This window comes from Candidatus Eisenbacteria bacterium (assembly GCA_016930695.1).
In the GTDB taxonomy this organism is placed as follows: domain Bacteria; phylum Orphanbacterota; class Orphanbacteria; order Orphanbacterales; family Orphanbacteraceae; genus JAFGGD01.
In genome coordinates this window covers 154683-179821 of the sequence record JAFGGD010000026.1, presented here as the reverse complement: position 1 = coordinate 179821, position 25139 = coordinate 154683, and the positions used below count along the sequence as shown (strand labels likewise).

General features: G+C 67.0%; 19 protein-coding genes. 7 read left to right on the top strand and 12 right to left on the bottom strand.

Going from position 1 to position 25139, the window contains the following annotated elements:
• Nucleotides 1-234 precede the first annotated feature (234 nt).
• Both JW958_04850 and JW958_04845 read right to left on the bottom strand, forming a co-directional pair.
• Nucleotides 235-1338 (bottom strand): aminopeptidase, encoded by a 1104-nt coding sequence (locus tag JW958_04850; protein MBN1825575.1) that lies wholly within the window; start codon nt 1336-1338, stop codon nt 235-237.
• A 288-nt stretch (nt 1339-1626) separates the two neighbouring features.
• Complete coding sequence (locus JW958_04845) at nt 1627-3270, bottom strand: phosphoenolpyruvate carboxykinase (ATP) (protein ID MBN1825574.1); 1644 nt, start codon at nt 3268-3270, stop codon at nt 1627-1629.
• Between the two features lie 532 nt (nt 3271-3802).
• Here JW958_04845 and JW958_04840 point away from each other — a divergent pair.
• From JW958_04840 to JW958_04820, 5 genes are read left to right on the top strand one after another with little or no spacing between them, the layout of a single operon-like run.
• On the top strand, nt 3803-4039 hold the full coding sequence (locus JW958_04840) for a 4Fe-4S binding protein (protein ID MBN1825573.1): 237 nt from the start codon (nt 3803-3805) through the stop codon (nt 4037-4039).
• 7 nt (nt 4040-4046) lie between these two features.
• A complete protein-coding gene (locus tag JW958_04835; GenBank protein MBN1825572.1) occupies nt 4047-5213 on the top strand; it encodes a 2-oxoacid:acceptor oxidoreductase subunit alpha in 1167 nt (388 codons plus the stop codon).
• Complete coding sequence (locus JW958_04830) at nt 5207-6094, top strand: 2-oxoacid:ferredoxin oxidoreductase subunit beta (protein ID MBN1825571.1); 888 nt, start codon at nt 5207-5209, stop codon at nt 6092-6094. The genes JW958_04835 and JW958_04830 overlap by 7 nt, the downstream gene beginning before the upstream one ends.
• Nucleotides 6091-6657 (top strand): 2-oxoacid:acceptor oxidoreductase family protein, encoded by a 567-nt coding sequence (locus JW958_04825; GenBank protein ID MBN1825570.1) that lies wholly within the window; start codon nt 6091-6093, stop codon nt 6655-6657. The genes JW958_04830 and JW958_04825 overlap by 4 nt, the downstream gene beginning before the upstream one ends.
• A 37-nt stretch (nt 6658-6694) precedes the next feature.
• Entirely contained in the window at nt 6695-9673 is a 2979-nt protein-coding gene (locus JW958_04820) for a hypothetical protein (protein ID MBN1825569.1), read from the top strand.
• A 22-nt stretch (nt 9674-9695) separates the two neighbouring features.
• Here the strand turns inward: JW958_04820 and JW958_04815 are convergent, their stop codons facing one another.
• The 8 genes from JW958_04815 to amrS all read right to left on the bottom strand — a co-directional run bounded on the left by JW958_04815 (nt 9696) and on the right by amrS (nt 22124).
• Nucleotides 9696-10721: an inorganic phosphate transporter gene (locus tag JW958_04815; GenBank protein MBN1825568.1), complete on the bottom strand. Its 1026-nt coding sequence runs from the start codon at nt 10719-10721 to the stop codon at nt 9696-9698.
• Nucleotides 10721-11368 (bottom strand): DUF47 family protein, encoded by a 648-nt coding sequence (locus tag JW958_04810; protein MBN1825567.1) that lies wholly within the window; start codon nt 11366-11368, stop codon nt 10721-10723. Before JW958_04810 ends, JW958_04815 begins: the two co-directional genes overlap by 1 nt.
• 172 nt (nt 11369-11540) lie before the next feature.
• Complete coding sequence (locus JW958_04805; GenBank protein MBN1825566.1) at nt 11541-13643, bottom strand: lamin tail domain-containing protein; 2103 nt, start codon at nt 13641-13643, stop codon at nt 11541-11543.
• Between the two features lie 125 nt (nt 13644-13768).
• Nucleotides 13769-14677: a Ppx/GppA family phosphatase gene (locus JW958_04800; protein MBN1825565.1), complete on the bottom strand. Its 909-nt coding sequence runs from the start codon at nt 14675-14677 to the stop codon at nt 13769-13771.
• A gap of 24 nt (nt 14678-14701) precedes the next feature.
• Nucleotides 14702-16771 carry a lamin tail domain-containing protein gene (locus JW958_04795; protein MBN1825564.1) on the bottom strand — a complete coding sequence of 690 codons (2070 nt, stop codon included), beginning with the start codon at nt 16769-16771 and terminating at the stop codon, nt 14702-14704.
• Nucleotides 16772-17144: 373 nt separating this feature from the next.
• Nucleotides 17145-19259 carry a hypothetical protein gene (locus JW958_04790; GenBank protein ID MBN1825563.1) on the bottom strand — a complete coding sequence of 705 codons (2115 nt, stop codon included), beginning with the start codon at nt 19257-19259 and terminating at the stop codon, nt 17145-17147.
• 31 nt (nt 19260-19290) lie between these two features.
• Nucleotides 19291-20877: an AmmeMemoRadiSam system protein B gene (gene amrB, locus JW958_04785; GenBank protein ID MBN1825562.1), complete on the bottom strand. Its 1587-nt coding sequence runs from the start codon at nt 20875-20877 to the stop codon at nt 19291-19293.
• The gene (gene amrS, locus JW958_04780) at nt 20874-22124 is read right to left on the bottom strand and encodes an AmmeMemoRadiSam system radical SAM enzyme (protein ID MBN1825561.1); all 1251 of its coding nucleotides are present in this window, start codon (nt 22122-22124) and stop codon (nt 20874-20876) included. The genes amrB and amrS overlap by 4 nt, the downstream gene beginning before the upstream one ends.
• A 213-nt stretch (nt 22125-22337) precedes the next feature.
• Between amrS and JW958_04775 the strand changes: the two genes are divergently transcribed.
• Both JW958_04775 and JW958_04770 read left to right on the top strand, forming a co-directional pair.
• Nucleotides 22338-22751, top strand: a complete 414-nt coding sequence (locus JW958_04775) for a PaaI family thioesterase (protein ID MBN1825560.1) — start codon at nt 22338-22340, stop codon at nt 22749-22751.
• A 112-nt stretch (nt 22752-22863) separates the two neighbouring features.
• The gene (locus JW958_04770; GenBank protein MBN1825559.1) at nt 22864-23277 is read left to right on the top strand and encodes a hypothetical protein; all 414 of its coding nucleotides are present in this window, start codon (nt 22864-22866) and stop codon (nt 23275-23277) included.
• Between the two features lie 80 nt (nt 23278-23357).
• Here the strand turns inward: JW958_04770 and JW958_04765 are convergent, their stop codons facing one another.
• Nucleotides 23358-24269 (bottom strand): ATP-binding protein, encoded by a 912-nt coding sequence (locus tag JW958_04765; GenBank protein MBN1825558.1) that lies wholly within the window; start codon nt 24267-24269, stop codon nt 23358-23360.
• On the bottom strand, nt 24266-25132 hold the full coding sequence (locus JW958_04760) for an ATP-binding protein (protein ID MBN1825557.1): 867 nt from the start codon (nt 25130-25132) through the stop codon (nt 24266-24268). Before JW958_04760 ends, JW958_04765 begins: the two co-directional genes overlap by 4 nt.
• Nucleotides 25133-25139: the final 7 nt, after the last annotated feature.

Below are 25139 nucleotides of genomic sequence, written 5' to 3'. Positions count from 1 at the left end.
ACGACCAGCATGGGTGTCTAGGTAAACAACTCGTCCGCTCCATAAACCCAATTTCGGAAACCATCCGTTTAAGTACTCGTGGATAAGCTCGTGCTTCTTGTGCTGCAGATTCGTGAACTCCCTCCAATAATCTGGGCTAGTGTCGCGTCCCATTTAGGTTTCTTTTCCTCTAACAGTCACTCTGTCTCGCGCTTTTCAGCACACCCGAGGAATCGTTTGGATTCGTAACACCCCCTAGATCAAAAACTTACCGTTCTTGTAGATCGGCTTCCCGTCGCCGTAGATCACGCCCCCCTTCCGCATGTCCTTGATCATGTCCCAGTGGAGAGCGCTCTGGTTCTTCCCGCCCGACTCGGGGATCGAACGGCCGCACGCCATGTGGATCGACCCGCCCGTCTTCTCGTCGAAGAGAATGCTGCGGGTGAAATGCTTGATGTTGTCGTTGGTGCCGATGGCGAACTCGCCGACGAAACGGGCGCCCGGGTCCATGTGGAGCAGCTCGTTCAGGAGGTCCTCCCCCTTGTCCGCCCGCGCCTCGACGACCGCCCCCTTCTTGAAAGTGAGACGGACGCCGGTGACCTCGCGCCCCTGATAGATGGCGGGGAAGGAAAAATAAACCTTCCCTTCCACCGTGTCCTCCACCGGTCCGGTGAAGATTTCGCCGTCGGGGAGATTGTGGCGGCCGTCGCAGTTCACCCAGGTGCGGCCCTTCACGGACATCCGGAGGTCGGTGTCCTCGCCGATCACGTGCAGCTCCTTCAGGCGGTTCAGCTTCTTGGCGATCGCCGCCTGCTTCTCCGACACCTTCTTCCACGCCGCCACCGGGTTCGGCCGGTGAACCAGGAGCGTCCTGTAGACGAAGTCCTCGTAGTCGGCGAGGCTCATGTCCGCCTCCTGCGCGTCCGACTCGGTCGGGAAGGGGGCGATGACGAAGCTCCATTCCTTTTTATCCATCCGGCCAAAGAAGGTCTCCAGGATCGGCCGGCGCGCCTGCTGGGCGCGCGAGATCCGCTTGGGATCGACGGAGCTGTTCCGCCGGGTGTTGGTCGACCCGTGGATCACGATCCGCGCGCGCGTGTTCTCCGCCTCGTGAAGGAGGAAGGGGCTGGTGTAATCGAGCTGATGCGGCTGCGCCTCGCGGTAGTAGATCTCCTCCCGCCAACCCGGATTGATGTCGAGAATCGGGTGCCCCCCCATCAGGAGGATCTCCCGATACAGCTCCCGGGCGAGTGGCTCCGAAACCGGTTCATAGTTGACGACGATGGCGTCCCCCTTCTTGACGCCGATCGAATACCGGCAGATCAGCTCGGCCAGGCGCTCCACGCGCACGTCCTTCATCGATCCCCTCCTCCGGCTCGTTTCGCGCAAGCCGCTTAAAACCCACACGACGGAAAAGTGTTCGGGGCCGACCCCGCTTTGGGCCCGTAGCCGGTCGGATCCGGAGGCCGGCCCGAACCATTCGATTATATCGCGACCGGGCGTTTCGCGATACCGGGTACCCGGTACTTGCGCGGCACCGGACAACTTGTTGCAAACAGGGTATCTGGTTACCCGATAGAAATGGCCCCGGGCCGTGAAGCCCGGGGCCGGACGCGGAAGGAACGGCGGCAACCGCCGGGGCCGGGATTATTTACCCGGACACTGGCCCGCCACCTTGGGGTCGATGTTTTTGTTGCCGTACGCCTTATCGTACGCCTTCACGAAGTCGGCCGCCAGCTTTTTCGCGCGGTCGTCGTAGGCTTTCTTGTCCGTCCAGGTATTTCGGGGCTGAAGCACTTCAGCCGGCACGCCGGGGCACTCCTTCGGCACGTCGATATGGAAGAGCGGATCCGTTTCGTAGGCGACGTTCTCCAGGTGCCCTTCGAGCGCGGCGGCGACGATCGCCCGCGTGAGGCCGATGTCCATCCGTTTTCCGACGCCGTACGGGCCGCCGCTCCAGCCGGTGTTCACCAGATAGACGCTGCTCCCGTGCTTCGCCATCCTCTCGCCGAGCATCCGCGCGTAGATGTCCGGATTGAGCGGCATGAAGGGAGACCCGAAGAAGCGGGAGAAGGTGGAGACCGGATCGACCACGCCCCGCTCGGTTCCGGCCAGCTTGCTCGTGTACCCCATCAGGAACCAGAGCATCGCCTGCTCCTGGTTGAGGCGCGCCACCGGCGGGAGCACCGCGTTCGCGTCGGCCGTGAGGAAGAGAATCGTCTTGGGGTGGCCGCTCACGGGCGGCGTCTGGATGTTGCTGAGGAAGCGGAGCGGGTAGGAACCGCGGGAGTTCGGCGTCAGCCGCTCGTCATCCACGTCGAAACGCCCGTCCGGGTACATCATGCAGTTCTCGATGATCGCCCCGTGCTCGAGCGGATCCGCCTCGTGGAAGACGGCGTTCCAGATCTCCGTCTCCTTCGCCTCGCGGAGATTGATCAGCTTGGCGTAGCAGCCGTTCTCGAAGTTGGCGATCCCCGTGTCGTTCCAGCCGTGCTCGTCGTCGCCGAGAAGCGCGCGGGTCGGATCGGCGGAGAGACTCGTCTTCCCCGTGCCGGAAAGGCCGAGCAGGAGCGCGCAGTCCCCGCGGGCACCCTCGTTGGCGCTGCAGTGGAGCGGGAGAACGCCGTTCAGCGGGAGCAGGTAATTCATCACCGTGAACATCAGCTTCTTCACGCTGCCGCCGTAGGCGCTGCCGTAGACGAGCCCGACATGGTTGTCCATGTCCATGACGATCGCCATGTCGGAGGTCGCGCCGCTCGCCGTTTTGCGGAGCCGCCCCTCGTACTTCTCCGCCTTCACCTTGTCGTAGGGAATGACCAGGAGGGTGAACCCCTTCCCTGCGAAGCAGCTCTTGCCGATGTCCTCCGGGACGGCGCGGAACATGTTGTCCGTGAAGAGGACCGTCAACGCCTGATCGGCGATGGTGCGGATCGGCAGGGCGTAGGAGGAGTCGGCGCCCACGGTGCGGTCCGTGATGTAGATCCTGTCTTTCTTGGAGAGGACCTCCACCGCGTCCTTCCAGAGCATCTCGAAGGTCTCCGGATCGACGGGGAGGTTATTGGGGGAATCCCAGTCGATGTTCCCCGCGCTCTCCGGGCGTTTCACGATCAGCGTGTCCTTGGGGGAGCGGCCGGTCGACTCCACCGGCGTCCAGGTGGCGAGCGCCCCGTTCGCCGAAGCGAAGGCCTCCTTGTTCTCCAAGGAGTGGCGGATCATCTCTTTTCGTTCCAGGTTCTCCAACACGTTACGGTGCTTCTTGAGCACCTCGACCACCATACCCTTGCAATCCATCTCTCCCCCCTTGGGAAAGGGAAACATCCCGCCCGACTCCGGCCGGACCACCGTTCCCGCGCCTCTCGTTCCCCCGGATTGTACGGGAACGGCCAAGCGCCGGGCAAGGAAGACCGGCGGTGGGGTTCCGAATCGAATCGTGAGACGTGAAACGAGAAAGGGGGCAGCGACAATACCGATCGTCACGATTATTCTCAGGAAGAATGCGCGCCGCGTAAATGGGGACAGTCGCCTATCGCGGCAACGACGGCGGCTTCCCGATAGGGGTTTTCTCGGCGAAAGCCGGGCCGGTCTCAAAGATTCCCCGTATGTCGCCGTGGGGAAGCCGTCGGGGACGGAACGGCGCAATCATATGTAATTAATAGAGATAGACAAAACCAAACACGAAATCCTCTTTCGCGCCCCCCCTCGATCGGGGGTGGTCTTTGACTCCAATGCGTTGTATCCTTCTTTCTTTGCTATCGATCGGCGGCCGGAACCCCCCGGCCGGCCCTCTACTCCGGACGGCGAGGCGGGCCTGAGGAGGTAATAAGTGGAGAAGGAAGAGACGAGCCCCCGGAAAACGGGGAAGCCGATCCCCAAGATCGAGATCCGTCTCGATTGGTGCAAGGGGTGCGGCTTCTGCGTGACCTACTGTCCGCGCGACGTGCTGGAAATGTCCAAGGACAAGAAAGCCGTCGTCGTCCATCCGGAGCGGTGCACCGCCTGCGAGCAGTGCGTCTGGATCTGCCCCGATTTCGCCATTCAAGTCAGTAAAGACCAGGAGTAGAGAGGTCATGCCCGAAGAATCGAAGGCGAAAGCCGCATCTCCCCACGGCGGCGTCCGCGTCATGACGGGAAACGAGGCGTGCGCCGAAGCCGCGCTCGCCGCGGGTCTCCGCTTTTACGCGGGATATCCCATCACGCCCTCCTCGGAGATCGCGGAGATCCTCTCCACCGACCTTCCGCGGTTGGGCAGGAAGTTCATACAGACCGAGGACGAGATCTGCGCCATGGGCGCGATCATCGGCGCCTCGCTCGCCGGGGCGAAGTCGATGACCGCCACGAGCGGCCCCGGCTTTTCCTTGAAACAGGAGAACCTCGGCTACGCCTGCATGGCCGAGGTCCCCTGCGTGGTGGTGAACGTGATGCGCGGCGGCCCGAGCACCGGGCTCCCCACGCTGCCCGCCCAGGGGGACGTGATGCAGACGCGATGGGGCACGCACGGCGATCACTCGATCATCGTCCTCTGTCCCCGCGGCGTGCGCGAAACCTACGACCTCACCATCCGCGCCTTCAACCTCGCCGAGATCTACCGGACGCCGGTGATCCTTCTGCTGGACGAGATCATCGCTCACGTGAACGAGAAGGTGGAGCTGCCGACGAAGGTCCGCGTCGTGGACCGGGTGAAACCGGAAGTCCCCCCCGAGGAGTACCTCCCCTACGCCTTCACCGACTCGGACATCCCCCCCATGGCGAGCTTCGGCACCGGCTATCGCTACCACGTATCCGGCCTCGTTCACGACGAGACCGGCTTCCCGACCAACAAGGCGGAGAACATCAACCGCTTCATGGAGCGCTTCGGCCGCAAGATCGATCGCTACACGGACCGGATCGTGCGGGTCGATCGGGACTTCCAGGAAGGGGCCAAGACGGCGGTCGTCTCCTACGGCTCCACCGCGCGCTCCGCCGCTCGCGCGGTTCGGATGGCCCGCGAGAACGGAACGGCCGTCTCCTTCCTATCGCCGCTCACGCTGTGGCCCTTCCCGGAAAAGGCGATGCGCGAGCTGGGCCGCCTGGTGGATCACGTCATCGTGGCGGAGATGAACGCAGGGCAGTACGCCCACGAGATCGAGTGGGCGCTCGGATGCGACGCGAAGGTCCACCGCGTGAACCGCGTGGACGGCGAACCGATTCGTCCCCGGCAGATCCTGGACGCGATCGAAGAGGCGAATCAATCATGATGGATCTCACGAAATACCTCCGAAAAGACAAGATGCCGCTGATCTGGTGCCCCGGCTGCGGCAACGGGATCATCCTGAAGGCGATGCTCGGCGCCGTCGACCGGATCGGCCTGGACCAGAACAAGGTCACCATGGTCTCCGGGATCGGATGTTCGAGCCGCGCCACGGGCTACGTGGACTTCAACACGCTGCACACCACGCACGGCCGCGCCCTCGCCTTCGCCACCGGCATCAAGCTGGCGAACCCGGAGCTGACGGTCGTCGTGGTGACCGGCGACGGCGACGCCACCGCCATCGGCGGCAACCACTTCATCCACGCCGCCCGCCGCAACATCGACATCACGGTGGTGCTCTACAACAACTGGATCTACGGCATGACCGGCGGCCAGTGCTCGCCCACCACCCCCCACGGCATGCGGGCCACCACCGCCAAGTTCGGCAACCCCGAAGGCTCCTTCGACATCTCCAAACTCGCCATCGCCGCCGGCGCCTCCTTCGTGGCCCGGGGCACGGTCACCAACCCCGTGCAGATGAGCCGCTACATCGAGCAGGGAATCCTCAAGAAGGGTTTCTCCCTCATCGAGGCGTTCACCCCATGCCCCACCTCCTTCGGCCGGCACAACAAGATGGGGAAACCTCTCGACAACCTGGCCTGGATCAAAGAAAGCGTGGTCGGCCGGAAAAAGGCCGAGACGATGACCGAAGAAGAGTTAAAAGGCAAACTGATCACCGGCGTTCTCGCGGATGTGGAGAAGCCGGAATACTGCGAGCTTTACGACCGGCTGATCGAGCGGTCCCGGGCCGAGCGCGGAGAACCGGTCCTTCCCGAGCGGGAGACGATCTCCGCCCGGGCCGCCCGCGCGGAAGGAGAGGAGCTATGAGCTTCCGCTATGAAATGCGTTTGAGCGGCGAGGGCGGCCAGGGACTGGTTCTCGCCGGGAAGATCTTCGCGGAAGCGGCCGCCATCTACGAAGGGATCAACGCCACCCAGAGCCAGTCCTACGGCCCGGAGGCGCGGGGCGGTGCGAGCCGTTCCGAAGTGATCCTCTCCGACGAGGACATCGACTTCCCGAAGGCGGTCGAACTCGATCTTCTTCTCGCCCTCACGCAGGAAGCGTGCGACCGCTACATCGGCGATCTGAAGCCGGACGGCCTCCTTCTCGTCGACGAGGACGCCGTGCGGCGCGTTCCCGAGGGCTCCTTCCGGGCGCTCCGCGCGCCGGTGATCCGCGCCGCCCGGGAGAAACTGAACCGGGAGATCGTGGGGAACATCGTCGCCCTCGGCATCATCACCCGCTTCGCCCGGGTGGTCTCGGCGGAATCGGTGCGCGAGGCGATCCTCACCCGGGTGCCGAAGGGGACCGAGGAGATCAACATCAAGGCTTTCGATCTCGGCCTCTCCATGGCGGAGGAGCTGGACAAAGGGTCGCCCGAATCCGCCTGAGCCGGCCGGCCCGCCGACCGAACCCCGGACGCCGAACATGCTGCGTTATTTCCACCGGATGGAGGAACGCGCCCAGGAGCTGGGCAACCACCGGCGGAAGTACATCCACGCCGTGGAGAGGCACGGCCGCAGCCTGATCGACCGTCTCGAAGAATCGGGCACCTTCGACCGCGTCCATCTCCGGAGTCCCGCCGCCGACGTGGAATCCGAGATGGACACGGTCCTTCAGGCCAGCCTGAACGATCCGGAGAAGCTGAGCCACCTCGGCTGCTACTACGCCATCCAGTACCTTCTCATGAACATCCGGTCGGTGGACCATCTGAGCCGCACCGCCGCCGCCACCGAGGACCGGATCATCGCCTACCGCGACTTCCTTCATCGCGCCCGGGACGATTTCAACACCCTGATCCGCGCCTACATGAATCGCCTCCTCGGCATCTTCCTCGCCGACACGCCCTGCCCGGAGTACGTGGTCTGCACCGTGGGGACGCGCTTCCACCAGGACGACGTGGACCTGGGGATCATCGACGACGGCTCCGCATCCCGGGTCAATCTGAACAAGGCGATCGCGAAGATGGCTCGGGAAATGATGCGCTGGGCGAGCGTGCCCGACTTCTACCTCTCCGAGCACGTCGGCGGCGAGGGATACATCGTCTCCATCGACGAGTACCGAAAGCGCCTGGACAAGAGGATCCTCGACTTCGTCAGCGTCACCGAGATCCTCTCCGCCGAGCGGCTGGTGGGAAGCGAGGCGCTCCTCAATCGCTTCAAGCGCGAAGTGCACAACCGCTACTACTACCGCAAACGCAAGGTGATCCGCGAACACGAGGGCTACGTGCGCGGGCTTCTCGGCGAGATCGAATCGCTCCTTCTCTGGCCCCACGCCCCGCAGCACATCAACCCGAAGGAAGACCTCCTCCGGCTGATGAGCGGCACCCTCTTCAGTTTCCGGACCATGCATCGCATCAAGGACTCCGACACCTGGAGCGTGCTGCAGGCGATGGAGAAGATCCTCAAGGGGCGCGGCGGTCCGGTGCAGGCGCTCGAGAGAAACTACGTGTTCGTCGAGACCTTCCGGCATCTCTACCAACAGTTCTCCGCCCAGGAAGAGGAGATCGATCTCGCCGATCCGAACGAGCAGGAGTGCCTGCAGAAGGTGGCCCACGCCATGGGCTACGAGGACGCCGGCGTGATCCCCGCCTGGCAGCAGCTGCTGGTCCACTACGGCGAGCACGTCGCCAACGGCCGCAAACGGATCCGTGCGCTGGTGCCGGAGATCCGGGAACACATCAAAAAGATCACCGTCTTCGCCGAGTGGGTTCGTTCGGCGGACGAGCCCGTGGACTCTCCCGATCGGCCGAACCTGGCGGTGGATTTCCTGAAACGGGTCCGCTACTTCCACGGGATCAAATACTGGGACGACCTCTTGGAGGCGCTCGAAGACGAAGAGACGGGGCTTCTCAAGGCGTTCATCCGCGATCTCTACCTCCTCGACGAGATGCGGCGACAGCAGATCGTCAACTACTACGCCTACTGGGGCCACGAAACCTTCTACACGCTTCTCCGCCTCCTGTCGATCCTCGGCGGCCCGGGAAGCCGGCACGAGGGGCAGGAAATTTTCGACCGGCTGAACCGCGCTTTTCTCGATTCGATCCAGGGGACGCCGGACGAGATCCGCCGTTTCTCCACCGTGTTCATTCACTTCCCGGAGTTGGTCCACGGCTACCTGTCGCTCGTGGACGAAGAATCGCAGCGCGTCTTTCATGAAAAGGTTTCCGGCGACGTGTGGGACTCGGAGGTGAAGGCTTGGCAGGCCCGCCTGCTTCGTTTCTGCGAAATCCTCCTGAACTCCAGCCGCTTCTTCAAGCGCGCCATCACCCGCGTCGGCGAGCAAAATCCCGAGTACCTCCTCTATTTCGGCGAGCCGGAAAAACTGAAGCGGATCACCCAGGGGATTTTGGCGGACCTGATGCGACTCGACTCACCGGAGAAACAGAAGGAGGAGCTGGGCGCCTATTACGACGTGCAGTACCTGCGGATCGGTCTCGCCACGCTGCAGGGGCGTCCGCTGGAACAGCTCGACCGGGAGTTCACCGAATTCGCCGATCACTGGCTGCAGCTTCTCTTCGACGTCTGCAAGGCCGAGGTGGACGCGCGGCTGGGGACCCGCATCCTCACCCACGACCTCCTCGCCCTCTTCGTCGCCGGCGGCCACGGCCGGGAGCGCGCGCATCAGGACGACTACGATCTCGTCGTGCTGCTGAACTCCGACGACGCCGAGATCTACCACTACTCGAACCAGATCCTGACCCGCCTCAACCGCGAGATCAGCCGCCGGGGGATCATGCCTCAGCACCGCTTCGCCGACCGGTTCGGCGGCTACGTCTGCCGCTTCTCCCAGCTCGAGGAGTTCCTCCGGGAAGCGCCCGACGAGGACCTCTACGTGGAGATGTCCCAGCTCGTCGGCGCGCGGCTCATCGTGGGGAGCGGCCGCCTGGAAAAGGAATTCCAGGACCGGATCATCCACGGCTGCATCCATTCGCAAAAGGACACCTACACCCGGATGGTGATCCGCGAAATCTACTCCCGCCATCTCTACGTCAAGGGGAAAGGGGATTATCTCAGCTTCAACATCAAGGAAGGTCGCGGCGGTCTCCGGGATCTGGAAGTGGGGATGCTCCTCTGGAAGGTGATCTTCGAAATCCCCGAGCCGCTGGGCGGCCGCTTCTGGGACGTGCTGGCGGAGCACAACGCCTCGCGACACCAGGAATTTTTGGAACTCAAAGAATCCTACAATTTCCTGAACCGCCTCCGGGACGTCTACCGCCTCACGATCGCCCCCATGAACCGCCTCGATCCGATGCAGTTCGATCTTCCCGCCCGGATCCTCGGCTATCGCGATTCGAAGGGAGTGACGGCCCGGCAAAAGCTGGTCGACGACTTCCACCGCCATCAGGAGCGGGTCGCCGTCCGCCTCGACGCGCTGGTCGAGGAGTTCATGCCCGATCCGGAGTAAAAGGGGCGGAGCCGCGCGCCCCTCAGCGAAGCGCCGCGAGCGCCGCGAAGCAGAGAAGGGCGGCCAAAAGCGGCGTCACCGCCCACCCCGCGGCGATCTTCCCCAGCAGCCCGAACCGCACCCCCCTCCTCCCCTTGGCGAGGCCGATTCCGAGCACGGCGCCGATCACCACCTGCGAGCTGGAGATCGGAACCAGCGGGAAGGCGGGGAGACCCGCCCCGATGAGCCGGGCCCGGAGCGCCCCGGACGCGAAGAGGTAGAGCACCACCGATTCGGCGGCGACCGCCACCAGCGCGGCGATCGGCGTGAGCCGGAAAAGATCGTGGCCGACCGTGCGCATCACCCGGCGCGAGTCGGTGAAGATGCCCACGCCGATCGCGGCCGCGCCGACCAGAAAAAGGGGGCGGGCGGCGTCGACGGCGAGGGGGCCGATTTGAAAATCGTGAAAGGGAGAGACGGGGACGAAGACGCCGACGACGTTCGCGATGTTATTTGCTCCTAAACTGTACGCTCCGAAAGCGCCCACCACCAGGAGGGCGATCCGCGTGGCGGCGTCCCATTCCAGGATGTGGATTCTCGATCGCCGCGCCCAGGCGCGCACCGCGAGGAAGAGACCGGCGGCGAGAAGCCCCGCCAGAATCGGGCCGGCCGCCCATCCGGTGACGATGCGGAGGAGCGCGTCTTCGTCGATCGGCGAGCCGTGGTAAAGGTTCCAGCCGAGGATGCCGCCGACGATCGCCTGGGAGGTCGAGACGGGGAGGCCCGCGCGGGTCATCAGCGTCACCGTCACCGCCGCCGCGAGGGCGACCACGAAGGAACCGGAGAGGGACCGCACGGCGCCGAGGCTCTCCAGCGTACGGGTCGCGCCGTCCCCCTCCAGCACCGCGCCCAGCATCACGAACGCCGCCGTCACCGCCGCCGCCGTCCGAAAGCCGATCATCCGGCTCCCGACGGCGGTGCCGAACACGTTCGCGGCGTCGTTGGCGCCGAGGCTCCAGCCGAGAAAGAGGCCGCTGAGTAGAAAGAGAACGATCGTCGGAACGGACATCAAACGTCCCGCTTGATGGCGGCCACGGCGAGCCGGTCGCAGACGTCCTCCGCCGCGTCGGCGATCCGCTCCACGTGATGCACGAAGGCGCGGGCGTGCAGCTTGCGGCAGAGGTCGAGCCCGGTGTCGGCGAAGAGAGAGCGTCGAATCCGTTCGCCGGTCCGGTCCGTCTCCTTCTCGCGAACCGATACGTCGCAGACGGCGCCTCGCATCGCCCCCGGATCCTTCAGGTAGCCGCGAATCGCAAGCGCCATCGACTCGACGGCGCCGACGGCGGAAACGCCGAGATCCACGAAGAGATCCCGCACCGCGGCGGGGATCTCGGGGCGCTCCACGGCGAGGCCGGCCATCGTCTCGGCGAGTTGATTCAGCACGCGGTCGCTGCTCTCGAGCAGGCCGAGCACGTCCCCCCGGTGCTCCGGGATCAACAGCCTCTTGTACAACTGGTCCTCGATGCTCCGGCGGAGCCCGTCGGCTTCGCTCTCGAACCGGTCCAGCTTCTCCCGGAGTTCCTCGAACTCCTCGATCCGCCCGTCCACGTAGAGGCGAATCCCCTCGCGGAACACACCGGCGCCCCGAAGGACCGCGTCGAGATAGCGGTCGATCTCCGCCTCCAGCTCGCGCGCCTTGCGAAAAAGTACGGACATGTTCTTCCTCCTCACGCTTCCGGGACGGACCGCGGCGCCGCGGGCGCTCGTGACGGGGAGCGCGCCGGCCCAGCCGCTTCTTAAAGGATGGAGAGGGTGGTTGTCAACGCGGATCGCGCGCGGACCGCCGCCGGGATCGGGGAACACCAGCGCGCGCGCCCTCCCGCGCCGCTCATCGGAGAAGAAGCATCTTCACCGCGCACGAGGAACCTTCCGTCTCGAGGCGGGCGAAGTAGAATCCGCCGGCCACCGGCCGCCCCGCGTCGTTTCGGCCGTCCCACCGCGCCTCGTGCGATCCGGGTTCGAGAGAGGCGTCCACGAGAGAGCGGACACGCCGCCCGCCGAGGTCGTAGACGCGGATCCGCGCGCGTCCTCTTTTCAAGGTCTCGAAGAGGATGGTCGTCGTCGGGTTGAAGGGATTCGGCCGGTTGGCGGCGATCCGCGCCGCCGCGGGGGGAGCCGCCGCCGCCGATTCGTCCACCCCGACCGGGTCTCCGTTGGGCGCGCCCGGCGTGGGGGATTCCATCACGCTCCAGAAACCGGTTCCATCGGGCCAGCGTCCCACCGACGCGCCGGCGATCTGCGGGCCGTAGTCGTAGTAGTCCACCCCGGTCGCGCCGTCCGGCGCCGTGAGAAGGACCGCCTCGTCGCCGGATGCGGAAAAGGCGAAGCCGAGTTCGCTTTCGGTGAAAACGAGAAAAGCGCCCGCGGGGAGTGAGGTCCCGTCGGCGATGCGGTATCGTTCCGGCTCGTTCGTATCGTCGGAGAGGAACCAACCGCCCAGACCGACCGCGGCGCCTCCGCGGTTCCACAACTCCAACCAGTCCTCGCCGCCCGACGCGGTGGAGGCGGCGAAGAGTTCGTTGACGCAGACTTCGCCGTAGGGGGACGAGGATGCGTTGGACGCGCCCGGCGTGGGAGGATCGAGGTACTCGGGCGCGTTGTCCCCCGGCAGATAACCGAAGGAGATATCCGCGCTCTGCGGGCCGAAGGTGAATCCGTGGATTCGCCCGTTCCCGTGATCGGTCGTCTCGAAAAGCCCCACCTCCTCACCGCCGGCGGAGAGCTTGAAGTCCGCGTGAAGAGGCCCCTCTTCCGGCTCTCCGTCGGCCCAGACGAGCAGATGGTCGCCCGCCGGGATCGTCGTGTCCGGGAGCGCCCATTTCATCGGCGAGTCGAAGTCGTCCGTGAGGAACATTCCGCCGAGCGCGGCCGGCGACGGTCCGCCGTTGCGGATCTCGATCCAGTCCTCGCGCTCGCCCATCTCGTCGGCGGCGCCGGAATCGTTCACGGCGAGCGCCTCGGAAATCGTGAGCATGGGAGGCTCGTATCCCACGGTGTAGGCATGGTAGGCGGCCGGGGCGTCCGGTGGATCGGTCGCGGTTTGGCTGATGCCGTCCTCGGCGAGGACATAGTAGCGGACCAACGCGCCGAAGGGACGCGGGGCGAGACGGACGCCGAAGAGGGAATCGCCCGGGGCGCCGTCGCCGTGCAGGCCGTCGTCGGCCATCGGCGCCGGCGTGAAGCCGCTCCCGTCGTCCATGTAAAGAAGCACGGCCGCGAGGGAGTCGTCATCGAAAGCGCGGGCGGTCACCGTCACCGTGTCGGCGGGTCCGGGGAGAAGGATGTCGCGGGAGAGGGCGCCCACCGCCGGCGGTTGGTCGTTCACGTAAACCGTGTTCGGCGCTCCCGGGCTCCCGCCGGCGGCGATGCTCGCCGCCCAGCTCACGGCGGAGGCGTTGTCGAGGGCGGGGTTCAGCAGCTCCAGCGAGGGACCGTCGCCGTCCGGCGCGGTCGGCCAGGGGGAGGCGTCGTCGAAGTCCACGCGGTCGGCGAGTTCGTCGTCGTCGTCGTAGAGACGGATCGCGTCGCCGCCGTTCCCCAGGTTCCATCCGTCCGGTCCCATGCCGAAGACGTTCGGGTTCACGTTCTCCACGTCCGGGTAGGCGGCGGCGAAGAGGGTGTCGTCGCCGGCGACGACCAGAAAAGCCCCCGGATCGAGAACGCCGGCGAGCGCGCAGGGAACGTGGCCGTCGTCTTCGTCGAGAAGGTACCAGCCATCGAGATCGACGGCGGCGGCGGAGACGTTCACCAGTTCCACCCACTCCACGTCGGGCGAGTCGGGCGTGTTGTACATGATCTCGTTGAGGACGATCTGTGCGCCCGCGCCGGCGGCAAAGAGCGCGAGGAGAGCCGCGGCCGCAAGCGCCGCGCCGAGACGAAAACGCGTGGTCGTGTCCCGGAAACGGACGGCGAAGCTCGAGAAAGAGCGCATTTTCCTTTTCCGTGATTCCGATCGTCCCGAGCCGGTGGGTGCTCTCCCCTTACTTTCCTCCCAAAAGAGCGATGGCGCAAGCCCGGCCCGCGAAATCGCCTCCCGCGCGCGGCCCGTGTCGCCTCTCAATCGCGGAGGAAACGGTCGATCAGAAGGCCGTGGCGGAGGCCCCGATCGCTGACGAGAAGAGAGGGAGCGCCGAAGCGGCGGAGCACGGCCCGGACGAGCGCGGCGCCCGCGAGGATCACATCCGCGCGGTCCGGATGGAGACCGGGGATCTCCCGCCGCCGCTCGCCGGGGAGGGAAGCGTAGAGGGTGATCTGGCGCTCCACCTCGGCGAGGGGGAGCGACGCGCCGCCGACGCGGGCCGGGTCGTACGGCTCCACGCCGAGGAAGACGGCGGCGAGTGTGGTGACGGTGCCGCCCACGCCGATCACCCGAGCCGCCTCTCCCTCCAGCTCATCGAGGGCGAAGGCGAGACGGTGGTCCAGCCGTGTCCGTTCCTCCGGCCCGGGTGGATCCGACCGGAGAAACGCTTCGGCGAGAACGCGCGATCCGAGGGGGAGGCTCGCGCGCGACGCGATCGCGCCCCCTCGGCCGAAAACGAACTCGGTGCTCCCCCCTCCCGTATCGAAGAGAAGGACCGGGCCCTCGATGGGATCGAAGGCGGAGAGTGCGGCGATCCAGGAGAGGCGAGCCTCCTCCTCTCCGGTGAGGATCTCCACGGCGACGCCGCACTCCCGCTCGGCGCGCGCCAAAAAGTCCGGGGCGTTCCGGGCGGCGCGGAGCGCCTCGGTGCCGGCGGCGACGATCCGCCGCGCCCCCGCCTCCCTCGCCTCGTCGGCGAAGAGGCGGAGAGATTCCAGATTCCTCTCCACCGCGCCGTCACGGAGAAGGGGGCGCTCCCCCATCCCCTCGCCGAGCCGGGTGACGCGGAAACGATCGATCACCGTCTCGATCTCCCCGTCGCCGGCGTCGGCGACGAGAAGCTTCATCGAGTTGGTGCCCAGGTCGATCGCCGCGATCCGCCCCATCGTTCCCTCCGCCCGCCGCCCCTCTCAGGGGTTGGCCGCGCCCGGCGTGGGGGTCGCGAAGAAGGTCCAGGCGGAACCGCCGTCGGGCGTTCTCCCGTAGGAGACGTCCAACGTCTGCGGACCGAAGGTGATTCCGTCGGCGCGGTCCCCCGCGTCGTCGAAGAGGAGGATCGACTCGCCGCCGCGGTTCAGCTTGAAATCGGCGTGGAGCGCGATCCCGGCGAAATCCTCGCCGTCCGCCCAGAGAAGGAGCCGGTCCTTGGCGGCGATGGAGGCGCCCGGCGGAAAGGTCCATCGCTCCGCCGGCTCCGCTTCCGGGTCATCCGTGATGGTCCAGCCGGAAAGGTCGATGGGTGAATTTTCCGCGTTGTACAGCTCGATCCAGTCCCCGGTCTCGCCCGAGTCCGGATCGGCGGCGCCCGTCTCGTTCCCGGCGAGGAACTCGTTGATCAGGACCGAAGGCGCCGAGCCGGGGACGGTGTACAGGCGCGGGGCGAGCGGCCCGGCGGGTGGATCGTAGGAAGCGGCGCCGAGCGGGTCGGCGGCGTAGAGATACCAGGCGACGGGCGTCCCTCCCGTTCGTGCCGGAAGCGCGGCGGTGAAGGTGTCGCCGGCGGCGCGTACCAGGGGAATCTCGGTCCACCCCGCTCCGACGTCGACTCGCACCGTGGCGGTGTCCACGCCGTCGGAGTCGACGATCACCGCCGTCACCGTCGGGGCTTCGCCGGCGGCGGGCGGGTCGGGGGCGAGGGAGGCGGAGAGGAACGCGGGGGGCGTGTTCCCGCCGACGCCGGAGTTCGATGCGTCCGGCGTGGGGAGGGTGAAGGTGGTCCACGCGGCGCCGCCGTCCGTGACGCGCCCCGTCGACACATCGACGGTCTGCGGCTCAATCGCCGTCGAATCGATCCGCGCCCCGGACCGGTCGCTGAGGAGGATCACCTCGTCGCCGTCCTTACTGAGCTTGAAATCGGCGTGGACCGCGAGGCCGACGAAGTCGTACCCGTCCGCCCAGAGAAGGAAGAAGCCGCCCGCTTCGACGATCGAGCCCTCCGGGAAGGTCCAGCGGAGCGGCTCGCTCGGGTTGTCGGAGAGGAACCACCCGGCGAGGTCCACGTCGGTCGCGCCGCCGTTATACAACTCGATCCAGTCGCCGTATTCGTTGGAGTCGGGGTCGGCGCCGGTGACGCTGTTGCTCGCCAGGAACTCGTTGATGAAAACGAGGGGGAAGGCGCTCCCGACCGTGTAGGCGTAGGACTCGGAGGGGGCGTTGGCGGGAGAACGGACCTCCACGCCGGCGGTGTCCTCGGCGGACACCCAATAGGTGATGGTGGATCCCTCGGGGAAGGGGGGGATCGACGCGGCGAATGTGTCCGGCGCCTCAGCCTCCATGGCGGCTTCCATCATTCCGCCGCCGGGGGACCAGACGAGCGTCACGGCGGCGGAATCGTCGTCGGTCACCACGGCGACGACGCGCACCGTGTCGTTCGGGCCGGGCGTGGACGGGTCGAGCCGGACCGATACGATCACCGGAGCGGCGTTCCCCGAACCGGTGTTGGACACACCCGGCGTGGGAGAAGCGAAGGCGGCCCAGTCCGCGCCGCCGTCGGCGACCCGCCCCCAGGAGATGTCTTCCTCCTGCTCGCCGAAATCGAGCCGGTCCGCGGTGAGACCGTCCGCGTCGCGGAGAACGACCGACTCGCCGGAGGCGCTCAGCTTGAAGTCGGTGTGATGGGCGGCGGCGGTGGTGTCCCGGTCGTCCGCCCAGACGAGTAGGAAACCGCCGGCGGGGATCGTCGATCCTTCCGGAAATGTCCAGGGCGAAACGCTCGACGGATCGTCGGTGAGGGAGAAACCCTCCAGGTCGAGCGCCGCGGCGCCGGCGTTGTACAGCTCGATCCAGTCGGAGTGCTCGCCGAAGTCGGGATCGACGGCGACGGCGCCGTTGTCCGCGAGGATCTCGTTGATGAAGAGTGGCGCTTCGGAGTCGCGGGGGAGCAGTTCCTCGTCGTCGGTCCCGCAACCGGCGAACAGAACGAGCGCGGCGAACGCCGCGATGAACGCGGCCGCGCGCGTGATTCGTCGATACTCTTTCATGCCCAAACCTCCCTATTCCACCTCGATCTGGACCAGAAAACGGACCTCGTCTTCGTCCCGGCTCCGGTCGTCACCGGCGTCCAGGCGGTGGTGGTTCGCGTATTCGAGCATCATCTTGAAACGGTGGCCGGCGGGAAGAAAGTCGAGACCCGCCGTGACCGTCTTCTCCGTATCGCCCGGCGTTTTGCTGTCCGGGTTGAACTCGTCGTACCGGACGCGCGAGTCGCGCGGGCTCCATGCCGCCGTCGGGTTCTCTCTTCTCCCATGGATGCCCCCTTTTCACCGGTGCGTAACGGGCGAAACGGGTCCGGCCGTGACGGGGGGAACGCAGCGCAACCCTATCCCTTCCGCGTCCGGTGCGCAAGCGCGCGGGTCAATCCCCGCCGGCCGCGGGGAGCGCGGCGAAGAGGAGAAGCCCGATCCAGAGCGCGGCGGCGTCGAGACCGAGGAAGGGAAGAAGCAGAAGGGTCGCCGCGACGGCGCCGGCGCTCCCGCCGATCAAGTCGGCGCCGTAGAGGGACGCGCCCGCGTCCCGATCCCGCTCGGCGGCCCAGCAGTATACGGAACCGGTGCCGAGCCCGGCGAGGGAGAGCAGGAAAACGGCCGCCGGGAGATATCCCGCCGAGCCGCCGCGCAGGAAGAGCGCCGTCGCACCGGCGAAGAGCGCGTAGGCGGCGACGAGCGCCGTCCCCCCGCGCGTCGATCGCGCCGCGCGCCGGCCGACGAGCGGGCTCGCCGCCAGACCGACCATGAACGCGGCGAGAAGCGCACCCACGTCCCGGTAAAGCGCTCCGGCGGCGGTCTGAAAACGGAGGAGGAGGGCGAACTCGAGCGCCGCGCCGGATGCTCCCGCGAACGCCGCCAGGAAAAGCCGTCCCGCCCGCCGCCGGCGACGCAGGCGAAGCGCCGTGAAGAGAAGCGCCGCCACCGCCGGAACCGCCCACACTTGCCTGCCGAGGGTGAAGCGGAAATCGGCGAGGGGCCGATGGAAGCGGGCGAGCCATGCGAGAAGTGTGAAGGGATAGCAGACCGGTCGCCGGTCGGTGTTGGCCGGAACGTCCGCTTCCCGGAGTCTCCTCTCCGTCTCATCGAAACGATCGTTCGTGTAGAGATAACGAATGTGCGGCGCCGAAAGGAGCCTCGTCTCGATTCCGCGTTCCTGAAAGCGGCGGACCAGGGGTTCCGGGTCGCGGGTGAGACTCTCCTCCGACGCGAGGAAAAGGTTGCGCCCGCCGGGGAGGACCACCACGTCGCCGAACACCTCTTTCAGGGCGTGCAGGATCGAGCCGTTCCGCCGCGCCATCGACGCCGTCCAGTACTGCTCCGCGCCGGTAACGGCGAAGGCGAGCACGCCGTCCGGGGAAAGCCTCTCCCGGCAGAGACGGAAAAACTCGGCCGTGTAGAAGCGGTTCGCCGCGCCGGAGTTCGGCTCCCCCATGTCGACCAGGATCGCGTCATACGTCTCTTCGGCCTCGCGCAGAAAACGGCGCCCATCCCCGGCGATCAACCTCACCGCCGGGTCGTCCAGGGCGCGCCCCTCCGTCTCCGGAAGCCGGCCGCGGATCATGTCGATCGCCGCTCCGTCGATCTCCACGTCATCCACGCGCTCGGGGCGGTATCGCAGAATCTCGCGGACCATCCCCGCCGGGCCGCCGCCGATCACCAGCACGCGGCGCGGACTCTCCCGCTGTAAAAGCGCCGGGTGAACCGCCTCCTCCGCGTCCGTGCTTTGTGTTTCAAACACGATCGCGCCGTTCCGGAAGAGGACTGCCTGCCCTCCCCGCTCGGTCAGCGTGATCCGCCCGTAGGGGGTGTCCCGGCTCTCCACGAGGCCGGGCGCGTGCCAGGCGAGGGTCGCCCTCTCCAACGACGCCGCGGCGAAGAACACCAAGCCGATCGAAAGCGCCGCACCGGCGCCGAAAAGGAGGCGCGCCGCGGGCCGGCGGGCGAGCGCCGCCCCCGCGATCCAGGCGATCGCTCCGGCGAGGAGGGACGCGGAGAAGGGGGGCGCGCTGCCGGCGAAGAGGAAGACGGACGCGAGCCCGCCGAGCGCCGCGCCGATCGACTCGATCCCGTAGGCGGATGCGAAGCGGCCGGAGCGGGATCGGCGGCGCGCGGCGAGGACGAAGAGCGCGCCGAGGAGTAGCCCCACAGGGGCCGATGCGAGCGCGGCCGCGGCGACCTGGCGCTCGAAGGGGAGAAATGCGCCGGGCACGCCGTGGAAGAGAATGCGGACCGAGCGAAGAAAGAGCACCGACGCGGGAAAGGCGACGCCGAGACCGGCGAGGGCGGCGGGAATCGCCCGCGCGCCGGGCGCGGCGCCGCGACCGCGCGCGAGAAGCGCGCCCGCGCCGGTCCACACCATCCAAAAAGCGATCGTGAGAAGGAGGATCAGCTCGCTCCCGTAGAAGGCGTCCGCCGCTTCCCGGAGCAGGATCACCTGCCCGAAGAGGGAGAGAAAACCGATCGTCAGAAGGAGAGGGATCATGGGTTTTCCGGTTCCGGGCGCGGGGTCTCCGTCAGCGCGAAGCCTCCGCGTCCCCCTCCTCGGCGAACACCTCCGCCTGGAAGGTGTAGAGCGCGGCGCCCCTCTTCCAGCAACCGCCGGGGAGGCCCGCCTTGGCGCAGAGATGATCGAGCGTCTCCTCCCGATCCCAACCCTGTTCGGGGGCGACCTGGGGGAGGTAGACCGCGGAGCGCCCGTCCTTTTTCAGGAGCACGCCGTCGCGCCCGATCACGATCTTCTCCGGCCCGTCGATCTCGCGAAACGGGGTGAGCACCGAGATCTCTACGGTGATGTCGCGCCACTCCTCCCATTGAACGGGCTGGAAGCGACGATCGTTGAAGGCGGCCTGCAGGGCCATCGCCCCCACGGTTCGGGCGAGGGGGAGATCCTCCTTCATGTGGCCGATGCAGCCGCGCAGCTCGCCGCGCTTCTTCAGCGTGACGAAGGCGCCGCGCCGCGCCAGAAGCGCCGGATCGTCGGGACGGGCGAGGGGCGCCGTGCCGGTGAGCATGTATTGCTCCACGCTCCGCCGAGCCAGGTCGATCAACCAGGCGCGCTGTTCCCCGGTGAGCGGCCCATCGACCTCGCGCGCCGGAGCCGGCGATTCGAGCGCCGCAAGGTCCGTCCCTCCGCCTCCGGAGGAGAAGGCGACCGCTCCGTAACCGACTACCCGGTCGGGGTTTCCGATGGCGGCCATCCCCGAGTTGGCGTAGCTCACCACCGTGGCGTGATCGGCGCCCATCTCGAGGGCGGCATGCATCGCGACGAGGATCGGTCCCTCGCCGCAGGCGCAGGTGGAGAGATCCGCCGCGCCCCGGTCCATCTCGCGGGCGATCGTTCGCTTCACCTCCGAAGGATCGAGGGAAGCGACGGCGCGGAGCACGGCATGGTCCGACCGGACCGCGTCGTCGTAGGCGGGATAGTGCGAAAGGTCGGTGCTCGCCACGATCAGCGTGCGGCCGGGCGAGGCGATCCGGCCGATCGCGCGGCCGAGGGCGCGGCACATCTCCGCGTCCTTATCGCCGATCACCATCGGCACGATGCGCGCCTCGGGAAAAAGGATCTGGGCGAAGGGAACCTGCACCTCCACGGAATGTTCCTTCCGGTGCGTATCGGCGCGGAAGACGAAACGGTCGTCTTCCTCGCGGAGCCGCGCCGCGAACTCCGCGTCCACCGGCGCGTCGCCGAGCGGCGTCCCGTAGGCGCCGCTCCCCCAAACCGACGCGCCCCGAAAAGGGGCGGTGGTGTGGTTGGTGCCGAGGATCACCACCGTCTCGATGGGGAGTTCCGCCGCCTGCCGCCAGGCGTCCGCGGCGATCTGCCCGGAGTAGATGTACCCGGCGTGCGGCGCCAGGATCGCGAGCGCCGTCCCCTTCTCCTTCACCGGCGCCTCATTCAGGAAGGCGCGCACGGCGAGTCTCAGCCGATCCGGATCTTCGGGATAGAAGCTTCCCGCCACCGCCGGTTCCCGCACGCCCGGTCCCTCGTTTCCGGCGTCGCCCGCGCAGCCCGCCGTTCCGGGGAGGAGGAGCGCGCAGGCGATCGCCGGGACGAGGAGACGCGCGGCGCGGCGTTCGGCCGCTCTTCGAATTCTCTTCATTTCCATACTCCGGCGATCGGCGCGCCGCAAGCGGCGCACCTTCCCTCCTCGTCCACGCGGACCCCGATGGTGTGGAAGCCGATCCTCTCGATCGCCTTCCCGCCGCAGGAGGGGCAGTAGGTGTTGTTTCCGGGGTGGTCCGGCACGTTCCCCACGTAGGGATAGCGAAGGCCCTCTTCGCGCGCGATCTCCCAGGCGCGCTCCAGCGTGGAGACGGGCGTCGGCGGAAGATTCAGCATTCGATAATCCGGATGAAAGCGGGTGAAGTGGACCGGCGTGTCCGGCCCCGTCTCTCCGGCGACCCAGCGGCAGAGTTCGCGCAGGCGCTCCGGCGAATCGTTCAGCGTGGGAACCACCAAATTGACGATCTCCAGATGGACACCGCGGCGCGCCGCCCCCCGGATCGACCGGAGCACCGGCCCCAGCTCGCCGCCGCAGACCTTCCTGTAAAACTCCTCGTCGTAACCTTTGAGGTCGATCTTGATCGCGTCCAAGAAACCGCACATCTCCTCGAGCGGCTCCGGGTTCATGTAACCGGAGCTGACCAGCACGTGCCGGAGCCCCTCTTTCCGTCCCTCCCGGGAAATGTCGGCGAGGTATTCGAAAAAAACCGTCGGCTCGTTGTAGGTGAAGGCGATGGTGGGCGCTCCCCGCCGGAGGGCGGCGCGAACGATCGCGCCGGGGGTCACCTCCTCCCCTTCGATCTCCTCGGGAGCGGCGGAGGAAAGCTCCCAGTTCTGGCAAAACTCGCAGCGGAGAGGACATCCGGCGGTGCCTATGGAAAAGGCGGTCGTGCCGGGGAGGAAATGATAGAAGGGTTTTTTCTCGATCGGGTCGACGTGGATCGCCGCGGGGCGGCCGTAGACGAGGGTCTTGAGGACGCCGCCCACGTTCTCACGTGCACGGCAAAGCCCGCGCGCGCCGTCCGGGATGTCGCACTCGTTCGCGCAGAGGAAGCACTTCACCGCGCGGGAGGTGTGCCGGTAGGAGACATCGAGGTCCGAGGCGTCGCCGTGACAGGAAGCGCAGACCCCCGCCGGAGCGAGGGTGGAGACGTAGTAGCGCGCCTCCGGAGCGTTGCGCGCCAGAGGGCTCGCGCCCGCCGCCTCCGCGACGCCCGCGCCCGTCAACAAGCGCCCGAGCCGCCCGGACAGGAATGGACTCGACGCGGCGGCGCACGCACCCCCGATTCCGGCGAGACGGAGGAACTCCCGCCGGTTCAATACCGTGCCCTTTGCTTCGATCATCGCCTCCCCACGCGCGCGGAAGACGCCGGCGGCGCCCACCGCTTCTTTCATTGTGTCACACGGGAGCGATCCCGGCAACGTAGGGGCGCGGAAACCGGCCTCGGCACCCGATGCTTTTTCGCTTCGCGAAAAGTTGTCGTCTTCCCAAATATCCTACGAACACGCGCATGGTCCGCTCTATACTGGGAGAGAATTCGCCCGAGAGGAGAGACCATGAACCGATTCACCGACAACGATTACTGCTTTGCTTGCGGATCCCGCAATCCGATCGGGCTGCATCTGAACGTGCGGACGGATGAAGAGGGGAGCGCCGTTTTCACCTGGACGCCGAAACGGGAATACCAGGGCTGGAGCGGCGTATTGCACGGCGGCGTCATCTCCACGTTGCTCGACGAAGCGATGGCTTACGCAACCGGCAGCCTCGCCGAGGGGGCCGCCACCGCCGAGATCCACGTTTCCTTCAAAAAGCCGGTGAGCACCGAGAGAGCGCTGACCGTCACCGCCCGTGTGGAAGAACGGAAACGGCGGCTGATGCGCACCAGCGCCATCCTCGTACAGGACGGTGAAGAGAGGGCGGCCGCGCGGGCGGTTTTCGTGCTGACGGCCGCCCGCCGCTCTTCGGAATGACTTGGACGCGACGCGCCCCCCGACATAAGATTAGAGGAGCTAAGCCCGGCTTCCACGGCCTCCCCGCGCCCTATATCGCCGGGAGGACGTCCGGCCCGGCGGGAGGACCGACATGGACATGATCATTCGTCGGGTCGCGTATTTCTATACGACAGTCAAAGACAAACCGTGCGGCGCGTGCCACCTTCTCTGCCGCCTCAAGGAGAAGGGGGTCAATTTGTGCGCCTTCCACGCCATTCCCTTCGGCGCGGACAGCACGCAGCTCGTTCTCTTCCCCGAGGATCCCCAAGCACTCACACGGGCGGCCGGGTCGGTGGACCTGGTGTTGACGGGCCCGCAAAACGCTTTCATTGTCCAGGGAAAGGACGAGATGGGAGCGCTCGGCGAACTCCATCGCAAGCTGTGCGACGGCGGCGTGAACGTTTACTCCTCTTACGCCGTGGGGGACGGCGCGGGGCGTTTCGGCTATATCCTCCACGTGCGGCCGGAGGAGTATGAAACCGCGGCCCGCGTGCTCGGCCTCTAGAAAATTCCGTTCCGTCCGAATTGGGGCGACTGCTTTCCCGCCCACCGAGCGCCCGCCGCGCCGAAGAACGGCCGGTACGCTTAGCCGCGCGTCGGAAAGGGATCGCCGGCGTCATCCATGGCGCGGCGCGCCGCTTCCCAGATTTCCGCGATCGCCTTCCGCACACCCTCGGCGGGACACTCGGTGATCGGACGGCGCATCACGAGCGTGCGCGGCACCTCCCGGTCGTAGGGAATCCTTCCCCAGATCTCCAAGCCGTCGCGCGCGGCGAAGCGCTCGATCTCGGCGGTCTTCCCCGGATTCAGATCCCACTTGTTGACGACGATCGCGCAGGGAACATCGAAGTGTTCCGCGGCGCCGCGCACGCGCGCCAGGTCGTGGATCGCCGAGACGGTCGGCTCGGCGACGAGAAGAGCGAGATCGACGCCGGTGCTCGCCGCGATCACCGGACAGCCGATGCCGGGCGGCCCGTCGATCAGAATGAAGTCCGCGCCTCCGTCCAAGGCGCTCCGCCGCGCCTCGCGCCGCACCTCGCTCACCAGTTTTCCCGAATTCTCCGCGCCGGGAAAGAGGTGGGCGTGGTGAAGAAGGCCGTAGGGGGTGCGCGAACGGAGTCGAAAGCCGGCCGGTTCGCGCTCCATGCGGATCGCGTCCTCGGGACAGACCCAGAGGCAGGCGCGGCACCCCTCGCATCCGAGTGGATCGACCCGGTAGACGGAATCCTCGACCGGGATCGCGTCGAAGCGGCACGCCTCGGCGCAGAGGCCGCAGGCGACGCACCGCTCCGGATCGATCGCCGCGGTTTCGGGCGAAACGAAGTCGACACGCTCCTCCTCGATCGGGTCGAGAAGGATGGCGAGATTGGCGGCGTCCACGTCCGCGTCGGCGAGGACGATCTTCCTCTCACGCGAGGCGAGCACCGCGAGCGCGGCGGCGACCGATGTCTTCCCCGTGCCCCCCTTGCCGCTCAGCACGACCAGTTGCTTCATCATCCTCCCTCCCTCCCGGCGAGCACGAGCAGGAGATCCCGAAAGGCGCGCCCGACCTCCGGCACCGCGTGGTCCGGCGCGATTCCTTCCGAATACGCCTCGGCGATCTTCCTGTCGAAGGGTATGCGGAGCACCACGGGGATCCCCTCTTTCTCGCAAAAACGCTCCACGGCGTCATCTCCCTCGTCGGCGCGGTTCAGAACGACATCGACGGGGAGCCCGAGGGCGTCCCGGGCGAGGCCGATCGCCTGCTCCAGGTCGTGCAGGCCGAAGGGGGTCGGTTCGGTGACGAGAAGAACGCGGTCGGCGCCCCGGAGAGTTTCCACCACCGGACAGGACGCGCCCGGAGGCGCGTCGAGCACCGCCAGGCGTCCCGGCCCGCCCGCGCCCCCGAGCTTCCATCGTTTCAGTTCGCGGATCACGGGCGGCGCCATGGCTCGCCCCACGTCGAGCACGCCCCGGGCGAAGAGAATCGCGCCGGCCCGGCCCGCATGGAGGCTTCCGGTTGTATGGAGCCGTTCGGTGATCGCCTTCTCGGGACACTGCCGCATGCAGCTCCCGCAGCCGTGGCAGAGATCGTCGAAAAGGAGCACCTTCCCGTTCACCACGGCGAGGGCGGAATAGGCGCACACCTCGGCGCAGCGCCCGCAGCCCGTGCACTTCTCCGGGTCCACCTCGGGCAGGAGGACGCCGACCCGCCTTTCCTCCTCCCACTCCGGATGGAGGAAGAGCGCCGCGTTCGGCGCCTCCACATCGCAGTCCAGGAAAAGCACGGTGCGGCCCTCCGCCGCCGCGGCCCGCGCCAAACCGATCGCGACGGTCGTTTTCCCGGTTCCCCCTTTTCCACTTGCCACGGCAAGGATCATCACACAG